General features: G+C 64.5%; 17 protein-coding genes. 11 read left to right on the plus strand and 6 right to left on the minus strand.

Annotated elements, in window-relative coordinates:
• Window position 1: 1 nt before the first annotated feature.
• From MET49242_RS17875 to MET49242_RS17895, 5 genes are all read right to left on the minus strand, one after another.
• Window positions 2-316, minus strand: coding sequence for an HPr family phosphocarrier protein (locus MET49242_RS17875; protein ID WP_036284973.1), 315 nt, complete (start codon window positions 314-316; stop codon window positions 2-4).
• Complete coding sequence (locus MET49242_RS17880) at window positions 313-714, minus strand: PTS sugar transporter subunit IIA (protein WP_036284976.1); 402 nt, start codon at window positions 712-714, stop codon at window positions 313-315. The genes MET49242_RS17875 and MET49242_RS17880 overlap by 4 nt, the downstream gene beginning before the upstream one ends.
• A gap of 205 nt (window positions 715-919) precedes the next feature.
• Window positions 920-1,384 (minus strand): HPr kinase/phosphorylase, encoded by a 465-nt coding sequence (locus tag MET49242_RS17885; RefSeq protein ID WP_036284978.1) that lies wholly within the window; start codon window positions 1,382-1,384, stop codon window positions 920-922.
• Window positions 1,381-3,288: a stimulus-sensing domain-containing protein gene (locus tag MET49242_RS17890; protein ID WP_036284981.1), complete on the minus strand. Its 1,908-nt coding sequence runs from the start codon at window positions 3,286-3,288 to the stop codon at window positions 1,381-1,383. Before MET49242_RS17890 ends, MET49242_RS17885 begins: the two co-directional genes overlap by 4 nt.
• A 45-nt stretch (window positions 3,289-3,333) precedes the next feature.
• Window positions 3,334-4,032: a response regulator transcription factor gene (locus MET49242_RS17895; protein WP_036284982.1), complete on the minus strand. Its 699-nt coding sequence runs from the start codon at window positions 4,030-4,032 to the stop codon at window positions 3,334-3,336.
• Window positions 4,033-4,355: 323 nt separating this feature from the next.
• Here MET49242_RS17895 and MET49242_RS17900 point away from each other — a divergent pair, with 323 nt between their 5' ends.
• Complete coding sequence (locus tag MET49242_RS17900; protein WP_051134295.1) at window positions 4,356-5,123, plus strand: HugZ family protein; 768 nt, start codon at window positions 4,356-4,358, stop codon at window positions 5,121-5,123.
• On the opposite strand, the gene MET49242_RS17905 is transcribed toward MET49242_RS17900, so the two are convergent.
• Window positions 5,120-5,359 carry a YdcH family protein gene (locus MET49242_RS17905; RefSeq protein ID WP_036284984.1) on the minus strand — a complete coding sequence of 80 codons (240 nt, stop codon included), beginning with the start codon at window positions 5,357-5,359 and terminating at the stop codon, window positions 5,120-5,122. The genes MET49242_RS17900 and MET49242_RS17905 overlap by 4 nt on opposite strands.
• Window positions 5,360-5,897: 538 nt before the next feature.
• Here MET49242_RS17905 and rpsL point away from each other — a divergent pair.
• From rpsL to rpsS, 10 genes are all read left to right on the plus strand, one after another.
• Window positions 5,898-6,269: a 30S ribosomal protein S12 gene (rpsL, locus tag MET49242_RS17915; protein WP_026015930.1), complete on the plus strand. Its 372-nt coding sequence runs from the start codon at window positions 5,898-5,900 to the stop codon at window positions 6,267-6,269.
• Between the two features lie 12 nt (window positions 6,270-6,281).
• The gene (rpsG, locus tag MET49242_RS17920; protein WP_036284989.1) at window positions 6,282-6,752 is read left to right on the plus strand and encodes a 30S ribosomal protein S7; all 471 of its coding nucleotides are present in this window, start codon (window positions 6,282-6,284) and stop codon (window positions 6,750-6,752) included.
• Between the two features lie 33 nt (window positions 6,753-6,785).
• Entirely contained in the window at window positions 6,786-8,861 is a 2,076-nt protein-coding gene (gene fusA, locus MET49242_RS17925) for an elongation factor G (RefSeq protein ID WP_036284992.1), read from the plus strand.
• A gap of 47 nt (window positions 8,862-8,908) precedes the next feature.
• Window positions 8,909-10,099 carry an elongation factor Tu gene (gene tuf, locus MET49242_RS17930; RefSeq protein ID WP_036281236.1) on the plus strand — a complete coding sequence of 397 codons (1,191 nt, stop codon included), beginning with the start codon at window positions 8,909-8,911 and terminating at the stop codon, window positions 10,097-10,099.
• 118 nt (window positions 10,100-10,217) lie between these two features.
• Window positions 10,218-10,526, plus strand: coding sequence for a 30S ribosomal protein S10 (gene rpsJ, locus MET49242_RS17935; RefSeq protein WP_003613511.1), 309 nt, complete (start codon window positions 10,218-10,220; stop codon window positions 10,524-10,526).
• A gap of 51 nt (window positions 10,527-10,577) precedes the next feature.
• Entirely contained in the window at window positions 10,578-11,300 is a 723-nt protein-coding gene (rplC, locus tag MET49242_RS17940) for a 50S ribosomal protein L3 (RefSeq protein ID WP_036284997.1), read from the plus strand.
• A gap of 3 nt (window positions 11,301-11,303) precedes the next feature.
• A complete protein-coding gene (gene rplD, locus MET49242_RS17945) occupies window positions 11,304-11,924 on the plus strand; it encodes a 50S ribosomal protein L4 (RefSeq protein WP_036285001.1) in 621 nt (206 codons plus the stop codon).
• Window positions 11,921-12,217 carry a 50S ribosomal protein L23 gene (locus MET49242_RS17950; protein ID WP_036285005.1) on the plus strand — a complete coding sequence of 99 codons (297 nt, stop codon included), beginning with the start codon at window positions 11,921-11,923 and terminating at the stop codon, window positions 12,215-12,217. The genes rplD and MET49242_RS17950 overlap by 4 nt, the downstream gene beginning before the upstream one ends.
• 22 nt (window positions 12,218-12,239) lie before the next feature.
• Window positions 12,240-13,079, plus strand: a complete 840-nt coding sequence (gene rplB / locus MET49242_RS17955; RefSeq protein WP_036285008.1) for a 50S ribosomal protein L2 — start codon at window positions 12,240-12,242, stop codon at window positions 13,077-13,079.
• A gap of 3 nt (window positions 13,080-13,082) precedes the next feature.
• Complete coding sequence (gene rpsS, locus MET49242_RS17960; protein ID WP_016917716.1) at window positions 13,083-13,361, plus strand: 30S ribosomal protein S19; 279 nt, start codon at window positions 13,083-13,085, stop codon at window positions 13,359-13,361.
• Window positions 13,362-13,364 lie beyond the last annotated feature (3 nt).

The following is a 13,364-nucleotide window of genomic DNA, read 5'->3' on the forward strand; positions in this document are numbered from 1 at the left end:
TCTATTCTTCCTCGCCGAAGCGGTTGGCGACGAGCGCCTCCAGCGCGTCGAGCGCTTCCTTCGCCTGCGGGCCGGCGGCGGTCACGGTGATCGTCGAGCCCTTGCCGGCGCCAAGCGTCAGAATGCCCATGATCGAGCTGCCGCCGACCGTCTCGCCTTCCTTGGAGACGGTGATCTCCGCGTCGAATTTTTCGCAACACTGCACGAATTTGGCCGTTGCGCGGGCGTGCAGGCCCTTCTTGTTGATGATCGGAAGATCGCGAGACAGGGCGCTTTGCGCAGCCGGCTCCTGCGTGTCGGGCATGAGATCCGTCATTTCGAATTGAGAACCTTGCTGGCGATATAAACATATTTGCGGCCGGCGTCCTGCGCCGCCAGAACGGCCTGCTCCAGCGGAGCCGTGTCGCGCACCGAGGCGAGCTTGATGAGCATCGGCAGGTTCACCCCGGCGAGCACTTCCACCTTGCCGCCGTTCATGACCGAGATCGCGAGATTCGACGGGGTCCCGCCGAACATGTCGGTCAGCAGCACCACGCCGTCGCCGCTGTCGGATTCGCGAATGGCCTCGATGATGTCGCGCCGGCGGCGCTCCATGTCGTCCTCGGGGCCGATGGAGATCGCGACGAGCTGCTCCTGGGGGCCCACGACATGTTCGAGCGCGGCGCGAAACTCCGTGGCGAGGTGGCCATGGGTCACCAGGACCATTCCGATCATTCGACCCTACCACTCATGAAGACGTCTCGAGCTGCGCAGATGCCTTGGTGACGGATGATATCTTATGCCCGCGGCGGCGGTTCGTCGCCCGCGGCAGCATATACAAGCAAAACCGTCGCGCCACTTCTCATTTCGCCAGGCGCCGGACAGGGGCGACATTTTGTGCAACGCGGCGAAATTCGCAAGTAAAAAGAACATTGGCGTATTATTTTATCGTAACTGATTGAATAAAATTGAAAATCTGTGCGACTGCGGCGTCGCCGCCGCCCGCGAGGCGCCGTCGCGGCAGGGTAAGGCCGAGCAGTTTCGCGCATTTCTCGTCCTCCTCCGGATAGCGTTCCGGCGGCCTTTCGGCCTCGCAGAGGTCAACGACCGCATGAATGACGCAAGCGGGCTCATGCGGGATCTCGAGCAGCCCTTCGCCGCGCGCCTCGATCAATCCGCGAATTGCGGGATGCGGCCGGGCGATCAATCGTCCCCCCAGCGCCTCGATTGCAACGCGGTCGTCGCCGACGAGACGGGCGAAATCGCCGCGCGCCTGCGCCTGCGCGATCAGCGCGAGGGTGAGCGCGCTTTTCCCCGCGCCGGAGGGGCCGCGCGCCAACAGTCCGCGCTCTCCGATGACAAGGGCGTTGGCGTGGATGTGGACGCTCGCCGGCGCGCCGCTCATCGCGCCGCCGGCAGCCAGACTACGAATCGCGCGCCGAGCACGACGTCGTTGGGTTCCGGCTCGTCCGTGCCCTGCGGATGCCGGCGCGTGCGGTTGAGCGCGCGGATGCGCCCGCCATGCGCCTCGATGATCTGGCGCGAGATGGAGAGGCCGAGGCCGGAGTTCTGCCCGAAGCCCGCCTCCGGGCGGTCGGTGTAGAAACGCTCGAAGACGCGCTCGAAAGCGCCTTCGGGAATCCCCGGCCCGTCGTCGTCGACGATGATCTCATAGCCCTCGAGCTGGACGCCGCCGGGGCCCTTGGCGCGTTCCGGCCACAGCAGCACGCGCACGCTGCCGCCGGGCGTGGAGAAGGAGCGGGCGTTGTCGATGAGATTGTTGAAGACCTGGCCGAGCCGCGAATCATGGCCGAGCACGCGCCATCGCCTGCGCGGGGGTTCCGCCGGCGAGGGACGCATCGTCAATTCGATTTTCACCCCGTCGCCGCGATCGACGGCGCGGGCGACGTCGACGACGGTGAGCAGAGCGGCGGAGAGATCGACGTGATCCATGTCGGCGCGGGCGAGCTCGGCGTCGAGACGCGAGGCGTCGGAAATATCGCTGATCAGGCGGTCGAGCCGGCCGACGTCGTGCTTGATGATGGCGAGCAGGCGGTCGCGCGCGGAGTCGGTCTTCGCAATAGGCAATGTCTCGACCGCGCTGCGCAGCGACGTCAGCGGATTCTTGAGCTCATGGGCGACGTCGGCGGCGAAGTGCTCGATCGCCTCGATGCGGTTGTAAAGCGCGGTCGTCATGTCGCGCAACGCGCCGGAGAGATGGCCGATTTCGTCCTGACGGTCGGAGAAATCGGGAATTTCCTGACGCGACTTGGCGCCGCGGCGCACGCGCTCGGCCGCCTCGGCGAGGCGGCGCATCGGCTCGGTGATGGTGTTGGTGAAGAAGAGCGACAGCAGCAGCATCACGCCGGCGGAAACGAGAAAGATGCGGATGATGCCCCAGCGCTCGGTGGCGATGATCGCGTCGATGTCGCCGCCCATCGTCGAGAGCAGCAGCGCGCCGCGCACGGAGCGGAAGCGCTGCACGGGCACGGCCACGGAGATGATGGTCTCGCCCTTTTCATTCGCGCGAACCACCGAATGGGCGTGGCCCTCGAGCGCGCTGCCGACTTCGGGATAGGTCTTGCCGTTGCCCATGCCGATGTCTTCGTAGAGCGGCAGTTCCGGACGGCGAACGAGCCGGCGCAGGAAATCGAGCGAGCGCTGAAGGAAGGACGAGGCGTCGAGCGTCGTCGGCTGTCCGCCCGACGGCGGCAGCTCGAAGCGTAGGATGTTCGAGCGACCCGTGACGGAGCGCGAATCGAGCAGCAGGTAGCCGTCGCGGTCATAAATGCGCGCGCGCAGCCGCGTCGGCGAGACGAGACGGCGCAGCAGAGGGCCGACGCGCTCGGGATTGAGCGAAAATTCGAGCGACGGCTGGCCCTCGCTCGCGCTGGCGCTTTCGCCCGGCGCGAGCTTCAGGAGCTTCTCGGGGTCGATGGTGATGGCGTCGGTGTCGACCGTCGCGGACGCGGCGATGGCGGCCGCGATGATCTCGCCCTGCGTCTGCAGGCTCTGCACGCGGGCGTCGATCAGGCCCTCGCGGAACTGGTTGAGATAGAGAAACCCGCCCAGCAGCGCGACGAGCCCGCCGAGATTGAGCACGACGATGCGCCGCGTGAGCGAGGAGGACAGGTGCGATTGAACGAGGCGCGACAGGCGCTTCAGCCGCAGGGAGAGCGCGCGCCCCGTCCGCGCCGGACGCGGTTGGGCGACGCGTTCGCTTTGGGCGGGACCGCTTTCTCGCGCCCGAGCCTCGTCCGGGCGTTTCTCCACGTCGGCGAGGTCGCCGCTGCCGTCGGATGCGCTCATAGCTCGCGTTACCCCTCGCGGGGACGATGGTGACATGGGCCGGCGCTACATTTCCTTGAAGCGGTATCCGACGCCGTAAAGCGTTTCAATCATCTCGAAATCGGGATCGACAACCTTGAACTTCTTGCGCAGCCGCTTGATGTGGCTGTCGATGGTGCGGTCGTCGACATAGACCTGATCGTCATAGGCCGCGTCCATCAGGGCGTTGCGGCTCTTCACCACGCCCGGCCGCTGCGCCAGCGACTGCAGGATCAGGAATTCCGTGACGGTCAGCACGACGGGATCGCCGCGCCAGGTGCAGGTGTGGCGCTCGGGGTCCATCACCAGCAGCCCGCGCTCCAGCACCTTCGCTTCGGTCTCTTTCTGCGCGGCGGCTTCCTTGGGATTGGCGCGGCGCAGGATCGCCTTCACGCGCTCGACGAGGAGCCGCTGCGAGAAGGGCTTATGGATGAAATCGTCCGCGCCCATCTTGAGCCCGAACAATTCGTCGATCTCCTCGTCCTTGGAGGTGAGGAAAATCACCGGAATGTCGGATTTCTGGCGCAGGCGGCGCAGGAGCTCCATTCCGTCCATGCGCGGCATCTTGATGTCGAAGATCGCGAGGTCGGGCGGATTGGCGCGCAGGCCGTCCAGCGCCTGGGCGCCGTCGGTGTAGGTTTGAACGCGATACCCCTCTCCCTCGAGCGCGATGGACACTGAGGTCAGGATGTTGCGATCGTCGTCGACGAGAGCGATGGTCGGCATGATCACCCTTTGTTGTTGGCGGCGACAGGCTGCGTCATGTAGCGCGTCGGGGCGCTTTCCAGCGCCGGCTGAAACACCCGGTCCTACGCCAGGGGCGGCGCTACGCCGGTCGAGTCTCTCGCCCGGCGACCCGCGGGCGGCTCTCGGCGTCGACAAAGTCCGGGCCTATCGCGGCCGAAATGTGGCAGACGATTGAAACTGCAACCGTCGGCGACGCACAAAGGAAGTTGCGGCGGCTGCGCCGACTTCCTGTTTTACTTATATACTCTTTTATCTCATAACGCACCCTGCTCACGTTCTGGCAAGAAAAAACAGGCGAAATCATGACGATAGGCAATCGGGGCGCAGGCCTCGCGCCGATCCCGAGGGATCCCCGGCAGGATCCCGACTTCGATCCGGCCGCCGAATCCCGGCGTCTGTTGCGCGCCATCCGCGTCGCCACGCTCGCGACGCTGACGGACGCCGGCGCGCCTTTCGCGACGCTCACGACCATCGCGACCGACTACGACGGAGCGCCGATTCTGCTGCTCTCGAAGCTTGCGCGTCACACGGGCTATCTCGAACGCGACGGGCGCTGTTCGCTGCTGCTGGCGCAGGGTGGTCGCGGCGATCCGATGGCCCATCCGCGCCTTACGCTCAACGCGACCGCCGCGCCCACGAAGGACCCGCTCGTCCGCGGCCGGTTCCTGCGCCGGAATCCGAAGGCCAGCCTCTACGCCGACTTCGCGGATTTCGGTTTCTGGCGGGCCGAGATCGACGCCGTTCACCTCAACGGCGGATTCGCCCGCGCAGCAAGTTTCGGCCCCGAGCATATTCTTTCCGACGTCAGCGGCGCGCAGGCGCTGATCGACGGGGAGGCGCGACTTGTCGATGAGATGAACGCGGACCAGGCCGGCACGCTGGCGTTGTGCGCGGAGAAGCTCGACCGGGCGAACCCCGGAAACTGGCGCGCCAGCGGAATCGACCCCGACGGCCTTGATCTCGTCAGCGGCGATGAAACGGCGCGGCTGACGTTTCCGCGGGCGGTTTCCACGCCGCAGGAGGCGCGCGAGGCCCTGTCGGAGCTCGCCCGCCTCGCCGAGGAAGCCTAGGCGGTCGCGAGGAAGGTCGCGATCTCGTCTTTCAGCGACAGGCGCTTCTTCTTGAGATCCTCGATCGTGGCGTCGTCGGCCGGCTCTACATTGGTCTCCATGCGATGAATGGAGCGGTTGAGCGTATGATATTCCTCGGCGATGCGGGCGAAATGCGCATTGCTGGTCTTCAGCGTATGGATCGCCTGGGCCTTCTCCGGAAATTCTTCATGCAGCTCATGCGCGACGTGGCTCATTTAGTTGTCTCCAGAACCTTCTTCATGTTGTGGCTTGTTTGCGACGGCGGCCGGAGGTCGTCGTCAGCTGCGCTATTCTAGCCTTGTCCGTCGCGGGAGAGAAAGGCCGCGAACGTCTTTGTCGTGCGGCCTTCCGTCGCGCGTTCTCCCGACGATGGAACAATTGGAAAGAAATTGTTTCGTGACGATCGAATCTCCGCTTGACGTCGCGGCGCCTCGCGATTAGGTTCCGCCCACTTTCGACAGGCCGTAAGTTCACGCCGTCGGCGAGCGCCTCGTTCGCGACCTTTCGAACTTAAACGCTGTCGCCTTGCCTGTGACCGCCAAGTTACGCCGGCTGAAAAACCGGTTTGGTAATCATCCCGTCGCCTAGCGGCGTCGGACAGGAAGGCACGATCCCGGTTCGCCGGGGTCCTCTGCGTCAGGAGCGCCTTGGCTTCGCGGCCATCGGCGCTTCGCTCGTTTGCGCCTCCACACGGACGCGCAGCCGGGTCATCCACGAAATCCGCCATTCGCTCGAAGCGAAGGACACTTGTTAATGCCGACGATCAGCCAGTTGATCCGCAAGCCGCGGCACCCGAAGACCTACCGCGAGAAGGCCCGCCATCTCGGCGCGTGCCCTCAGAAGCGCGGCGTGTGCACGCGCGTCTATACGACGACCCCGAAGAAGCCAAACTCCGCGCTTCGTAAGGTCGCTAAGGTGCGTCTGACGAACGGCTTCGAGGTCATCGGCTACATCCCCGGCGAGGGCCATAACCTTCAGGAGCACTCCGTGGTCATGATCCGCGGCGGCCGCGTGAAGGATCTTCCGGGCGTTCGCTATCACATTCTGCGCGGCGTGCTCGACACGCAGGGCGTCAAGGACCGCAAGCAACGCCGTTCGAAATACGGCGCGAAGCGTCCGAAGTAAGGAGACCTTCCGATGTCGAGACGTCACCGGGCGGAAAAGCGCGAAGTCATCGAGGACGCCAAGTATGGCGACATCGTTCTCGCGAAATTCATGAACTCGATCATGTACGACGGCAAGAAGTCGACCGCCGAACAGATCGTCTATGGCGCGCTGGACCAGGTCGAGGCGAAGGCCAAGAGCGACCCGCTCGCGGTCTTCAGGCAGGCGCTCGACAATGTCGCGCCGGCGATCGAGGTTCGTTCCCGTCGCGTCGGCGGCGCCACCTATCAGGTGCCGGTCGAAGTGCGCAACGAACGCCGTCAGGCCCTGGCGATCCGCTGGATCATCACGGCCGCGCGGGCCCGCAACGACAAGACCATGGTCGACCGTCTGTCGGCCGAGCTGCTCGACGCGTCGAACAACCGCGGCGCCGCCGTGAAGAAGCGCGAAGACACCCATCGCATGGCGGAAGCCAACCGCGCCTTCTCCCACTATCGCTGGTAAGGCGTCGCAGAAGATCTCATCGAGGACAGTGTAATGGCCCGCTCGCATCCGATCGAGGACTACCGCAACTTCGGCATCATGGCGCATATCGACGCCGGAAAGACGACGACGACGGAGCGCATCCTCTATTACTCCGGCAAGAGCCATAAAATCGGCGAGGTGCACGAAGGCGCCGCGACGATGGACTGGATGGAGCAGGAGCAGGAGCGCGGCATCACGATCACTTCCGCCGCGACGACGACCTTCTGGAACGGCAAGCGTCTGAACATCATCGACACGCCCGGCCACGTCGACTTCACCATTGAAGTCGAGCGCTCGCTGCGCGTCCTCGACGGCGCGGTTTGCGTTCTCGACGGCAACCAGGGCGTCGAGCCGCAGACGGAAACCGTCTGGCGCCAGGCCGACAAATACAAGGTTCCGCGCATCGTCTTCGTCAACAAGATGGACAAGATCGGCGCCGACTTCTTCCGCTGCGTGTCCGACATCAGCACGCGCGTCGGCGGCCGCCCGGTCTGCGTCCAGTTGCCGATCGGCGCCGAGAGCAATTTCAAGGGCGTCATCGACCTCATCCGCATGAAGGCGGTCGTCTGGGAAGACGAAGGCCTCGGCGCGAAATATCACGACGAAGAGATTCCGGCCGACCTTCTGGACAAGGCCAAGGAATATCGCACGGCGCTCATCGAGGCCGCCGTCGAGCTCGACGACGACGCCATGGCCGCCTATCTCGACGGCGCGGAGCCGGACGAAGCGACGTTGAAGTCCCTCATCCGCAAGGCTGTGCGCGGCATCGTGTTCCATCCGGTCTTCTGCGGCTCGGCCTTCAAGAACAAGGGCGTCCAGCCGCTGCTCGACGCGGTCGTCGACTTCCTGCCGTCGCCGATCGATCGCGAGGCGATCAAAGGCGTCGACATGGACTCGGGCGAGGAGATGGTTCGCAACCCCTCCGACGCCGAGCCCTTCTCCATGCTCGCCTTCAAGATCATGGACGACCCCTTCGTCGGCACCATTACCTTTGCGCGCGTCTATTCGGGCAAGATCGAGTCGGGCACGACCGTTCTCAACTCCACGAAGGACAAGAAAGAGCGCATTGGCCGCATGCTGCTGATGCACGCCAATAATCGCGAGGACATCAAGGAAGCCTATGCGGGCGACATCGTCGCGCTCGCCGGGCTCAAGGAGACCCGCACCGGCGACACGCTCTGCGACATGCAGAAGCCGGTCATCCTGGAGCGCATGGAGTTCCCGGAGCCGGTCATCGAGATCGCCATCGAGCCGAAGTCGAAGGCCGATCAGGAGAAGCTCGGCATCGCGCTGCAGAAACTCGCCGCCGAGGATCCGTCCTTCCGCGTCTCGACCGATCAGGAAAGCGGCCAGACTATCCTCAAGGGCATGGGCGAACTGCATCTCGACATCAAGGTCGACATTCTCAAGCGCACCTACAAGGTCGACGCGAACATCGGCGCCCCGCAGGTCGCCTATCGCGAGCGCCTCAGCAAGCGCGCCGAGATCGACTACACGCACAAGAAGCAGACCGGCGGCACGGGCCAGTTCGCCCGCGTCAAGATCGTCTTCGAGCCGAACGAGGCGGGCGCCGGCAATCAGTTCGAGAGCCAGATCGTCGGCGGCGCGGTGCCGAAGGAATATATCCCCGGCGTGCAGAAGGGCATCGACTCCGTGATGACCTCGGGCATTCTCGCGGGCTTCCCGGTCGTCGACATGAAGGCGACGCTGATCGATGGCGCCTTCCACGACGTCGACTCGTCGGTGCTGGCCTTCGAAATCGCCTCTCGCGCCGCGACCCGCGAGGCGCTGCAGAAGGGCGGCTCCGTGCTGCTCGAGCCGATCATGAAGGTCGAAGTGGTGACGCCGGAGGAATACACCGGCACGGTCATCGGCGATCTCAATTCGCGTCGTGGCCAGATCCAGGGTCAGGACATGCGCGCGAACGCCGTGGTGATCAACGCCATGGTGCCGCTCGCCAACATGTTCGGCTACGTCAACAATCTGCGCTCCGGCACGCAGGGACGCGCCAGCTACACGATGCTTTTCGATCACTACGAACAGGTGCCCGAGGCGGAGTCGAAGAAGGTTCAGGCCAAATACGCCTGATCTCGCGAACGCTACGGGTAAACGGAACTCTCTAAAGGAGCACGGCAATGGCCAAGGAAAAATTCTCGCGCACGAAGCCGCACTGCAACATCGGGACGATTGGACACGTCGACCATGGCAAGACGTCGTTGACGGCGGCGATCACGAAGGTTCTTGCGGAGACGGGCGGCGCGACGTTTACGGCCTACGACCAGATCGACAAGGCTCCGGAAGAGAAGGCTCGCGGCATCACGATTTCGACGGCGCATGTCGAATATGAGACGCAGAACCGCCATTACGCGCACGTCGACTGCCCCGGACACGCCGACTATGTGAAGAACATGATCACCGGCGCGGCGCAGATGGACGGCGCGATCCTCGTGGTTTCGGCGGCCGACGGCCCGATGCCGCAGACGCGCGAGCACATCCTTCTGGCCCGCCAGGTCGGCGTTCCGGCGCTTGTGGTGTTCCTGAACAAGGTCGACATGGTCGACGATCCGGAGCTGCTCGAGCTCGTCGAGCTCGAGGTCCGCGAGCTTCTGTCGAAGTATGACTTCCCCGGCGACGACATTCCGATCGTGAAGGGCTCGGCGCTTTGCGCTCTGGAGTCGAAGAACCCGGAGATCGGCCACGACGCGATCCTGAAGCTGATGCAGGAAGTCGATCGCTACATTCCGCAGCCGGAGCGTCCGAAGGATCAGCCGTTCCTGATGCCGGTCGAGGACGTGTTCTCGATATCGGGCCGCGGCACGGTTGTGACGGGCCGCATCGAGCGCGGCGTGATCAAGGTCGGCGAGGAAGTGGAGATCGTCGGCATCCGTCCGACGGTGAAGTCGACGGTCACGGGCGTGGAGATGTTCCGCAAGCTGCTCGATCAGGGCGAGGCTGGCGACAACGTGGGCTGCCTGCTGCGCGGCACGAAGCGCGAGGACGTTGAGCGCGGCCAGGTGCTGTGCAAGCCGGGCTCGGTCAAGCCGCATACGAAATTCAAGGCCGAGGCCTACATCCTTACGAAGGAAGAGGGCGGCCGTCATACGCCGTTCTTCACGAACTATCGTCCGCAGTTCTACTTCCGCACGACGGACGTGACGGGCATCGTGACGCTTCCCGAGGGCGTCGAGATGGTCATGCCGGGCGATAATGTGACGATGGAAGTCGCGCTGATCGTTCCGATCGCGATGGAAGAGAAGCTGCGCTTCGCCATCCGCGAAGGCGGCCGCACCGTCGGCGCCGGCGTCGTGGCCAGCATCATCGAGTAACAAGGCGAATTGGACCGCGGGTCGTTACGGCTCGCTCTTGTGAACGAGGCCGCGCGCGCAAAGGCGCGCGGCGCATGAAAGCGGGCGTGAGTCGCTCGCGGTCCCAAAGGACGGAACAATGAACGGTCAAAACATCCGGATTCGCCTGAAGGCGTTCGATCACCGGATTCTCGACACGTCGACGAAGGAAATCGTCTCGACGGCCAAGCGCACCGGCGCCCAGGTCCGCGGTCCGATTCCGCTGCCGACCAAGATCGAGAAGTTCACGGTGAACCGTTCGCCCCATATCGACAAGAAATCGCGCGAGCAGTTCGAGATCAGGACGCACAAGCGTGTGCTCGACATCGTCGACCCAACGCCTCAGACGGTGGACGCGCTGATGAAGCTCGATCTCGCCGCGGGCGTCGACGTCGAGATCAAGCTCTAAGGATAGATTGGGCGGCGTCACGAGACTGCCGCCTCGCGAAGGAAATTGAACATGCGGTCGGGCGTCATCGCGCAAAAGGTCGGAATGACCCGCGTCTTCACAGAGGCGGGCGAGCATGTGCCGGTCACGGTCCTGAAGCTGGACGGCTGCCAAGTCGTCGCGCAGCGGACCAAGGAGAAGAACGGCTACACCGCCGTTCAGCTCGGCATCGGCCGCGCCAAGGTGAAGAATGTGTCCAAGGCCGAGCGCACGCGCTTCGCCGCGGCGAAAGTCGAGCCGAAGATGAAGCTCGCCGAGTTCCGTGTGAACGAGGAAGAGCTGCTGCCGGTCGGCGCTGAGATCACCGCTGATCACTTCGTCGTCGGCCAGTTCGTCGACGTGACGGGCACCACGACCGGCAAGGGCTTCGCCGGCCCGATGAAGCGTTGGGGCTTCGGCGGTCTGCGCGCCTCGCACGGCGTCTCGATCTCGCATCGTTCGCATGGTTCGACCGGCGGCCGTCAGGATCCCGGCAAGACCTTCAAGAACAAGAAAATGGCCGGCCACATGGGCGTCGAGCGCGTGACCACGCAGAATCTGCGCGTCGTGCAGACCGACGTCGAACGCGGTCTGGTGCTGGTTGAAGGCGCCGTTCCGGGCACCGCCGGCGGATGGATTTTCGTGCGCGACGCCGTGAAGCGCGCGCTGCCGAAGGACGCGCCGCAGCCGGGCAAGTTCCGCGTCAGTGGACAGGCCGAGGCCGCCCTTGCGCAAGAAGAAAAGAAGGAGGACTGAGCCGTGAAGATCGACGTCACGTCGTTCGACGGCCAGGCGGCCGGTTCGATCGAACTTTCCGATGACGTGTTCGGCCTCGAGCCGCGCACCGATCTCATCTTCCGGATGATCCGCTGGCAGCTCGCCAAGCGGCGCGCCGGCACCCACGCGGTCAAGAACCGCGCGGACATCGCCCGCACCGGCAAGAAGATGTACAAGCAGAAGGGCACGGGCGGCGCCCGTCACGGCTCCGGCCGCGCACCGCAGTTCCGCGGCGGCGGACGCGCCTTCGGCCCGCAGGTCCGCAGCCATGAGCACGACCTGCCGAAGAAGGTGCGGCAGCTCGCGCTGAAGCACGCTCTGTCGGCGAAGGCGAAGGACGGCGGCATCATCGTCTGGGAGAAGGCGGAACTCGCCGAGCCGAAGACGAAGATTCTCGCCGGCGGCTTCGCCAAGTCGGGCCTCAACAACGCGATCATCATCGTCGGCGGCGCGCCGCAGGCGAATTTCGCGCTCGCCGCCCGCAACATCCCGCAGATCGACGTGCTGCCGGTCGAGGGCGTCAATGTTTACGACATCATCCGTCGCGAGAAGCTGGTCCTGACCCGCGCCGCGGTGGACGCGCTGGAGGCGCGCCTGAAATGAGCAAGGACGTGCGCCATTACGACGTGATCGTCGCCCCGGTCATCACCGAGAAGGCGACGCTCGCCTCGGAGAACAACAAGGTGGTCTTCAAGGTTGCGAAGACCGCGACCAAGCCGCAGATCAAGGCGGCCGTCGAGGGCCTCTTCGACGTGAAGGTCGAGTCCGTCAACACGCTTGTCCGCAAGGGCAAGGTGAAGGCGTTCCGCGGTGTCCGCGGCCAGCAGAGCGACGTCAAGAAGGCCGTCGTGACGCTGGCCGAGGGTCACAAGATCGACGTGACGACCGGACTGTAAGAGAAGGCGTGAGGACAGAAAAATGGCGCTGAAGACATTCAAGCCGGTCACGCCGAGCCTTCGCCAGCTCGTCATCGTGGACCGAAGCGACCTCTACAAGGGCAAGCCGGTCAAGACGCTGACCGAGGGCAAGACCTCGAAGGGCGGCCGCAACAATATGGGCCGCGTCACGGTCCGTTTCCGCGGCGGCGGCCATAAGCAGGCCTATCGCCTCGTCGACTTCAAGCGTCGCAAGCTCGATGTCGCCGGCAAGGTGGAGCGGATCGAATATGATCCGAACCGCACGGCTTTCATCGCGCTGATCCGTTATGCGGACGACACGCTCGCGTATATCCTCGCGCCGCAGCGTCTTGCGGTGGGCGACGAGGTGGTCGCCGGTCAGCAGGTCGACGTGAAACCCGGCAACGCCATGCCGATCGCCAATATTCCGGTCGGAACGATCGTGCACAATGTCGAGATGAAGATCGGCAAGGGCGGCGCGATCGCCCGCTCCGCCGGAACCTATGCGCAGATCGTCGGCCGCGACCAGGGTTACGTGATCATCCGTCTGAACTCCGGCGAGCAGCGCCTGGTCCACGGCCAGTGCTTCGCGACGATCGGAGCGGTGTCGAACCCGGACCACATGAACACCTCGATCGGCAAGGCCGGTCGTTCGCGCTGGCTCGGCCGTCGCCCGCACAACCGCGGCGTCACGATGAACCCGATCGACCACCCGCATGGCGGCGGCGAAGGCCGCACCTCGGGCGGCCGTCATCCGGTCACGCCCTGGGGCAAGCCGACCAAGGGCAAGAAGACCCGCAGCAACAAGTCCACCGATCGTTTCATTGTGTCCTCGCGGCACAATCGCAAGAAGAAGGGCTAATCCATGGCTCGCTCGATTTGGAAAGGCCCGTTCGTCGACGGCTATCTGCTGAAGAAGGCGGAAACCTCGCGCGCCTCCGGCCGTTCCGAGGTCATCAAGATCTGGAGCCGCCGCTCCACCATTCTGCCGCAGTTCGTCGGGTTGACCTTCGGCGTGCATAACGGGCAAAAGCACATTCCGGTCAACGTCAGTGAAGACATGATCGGGCACAAGTTCGGCGAATTCGCTCCGACGCGCACCTTCCACGGTCATGCGGCGGACAAGAAGGCCAAGAGGGGCTAAGCG

This window comes from Methylocystis sp. ATCC 49242, assembly GCF_000188155.2.
In the GTDB taxonomy this organism is placed as follows: domain Bacteria; phylum Pseudomonadota; class Alphaproteobacteria; order Rhizobiales; family Beijerinckiaceae; genus Methylocystis.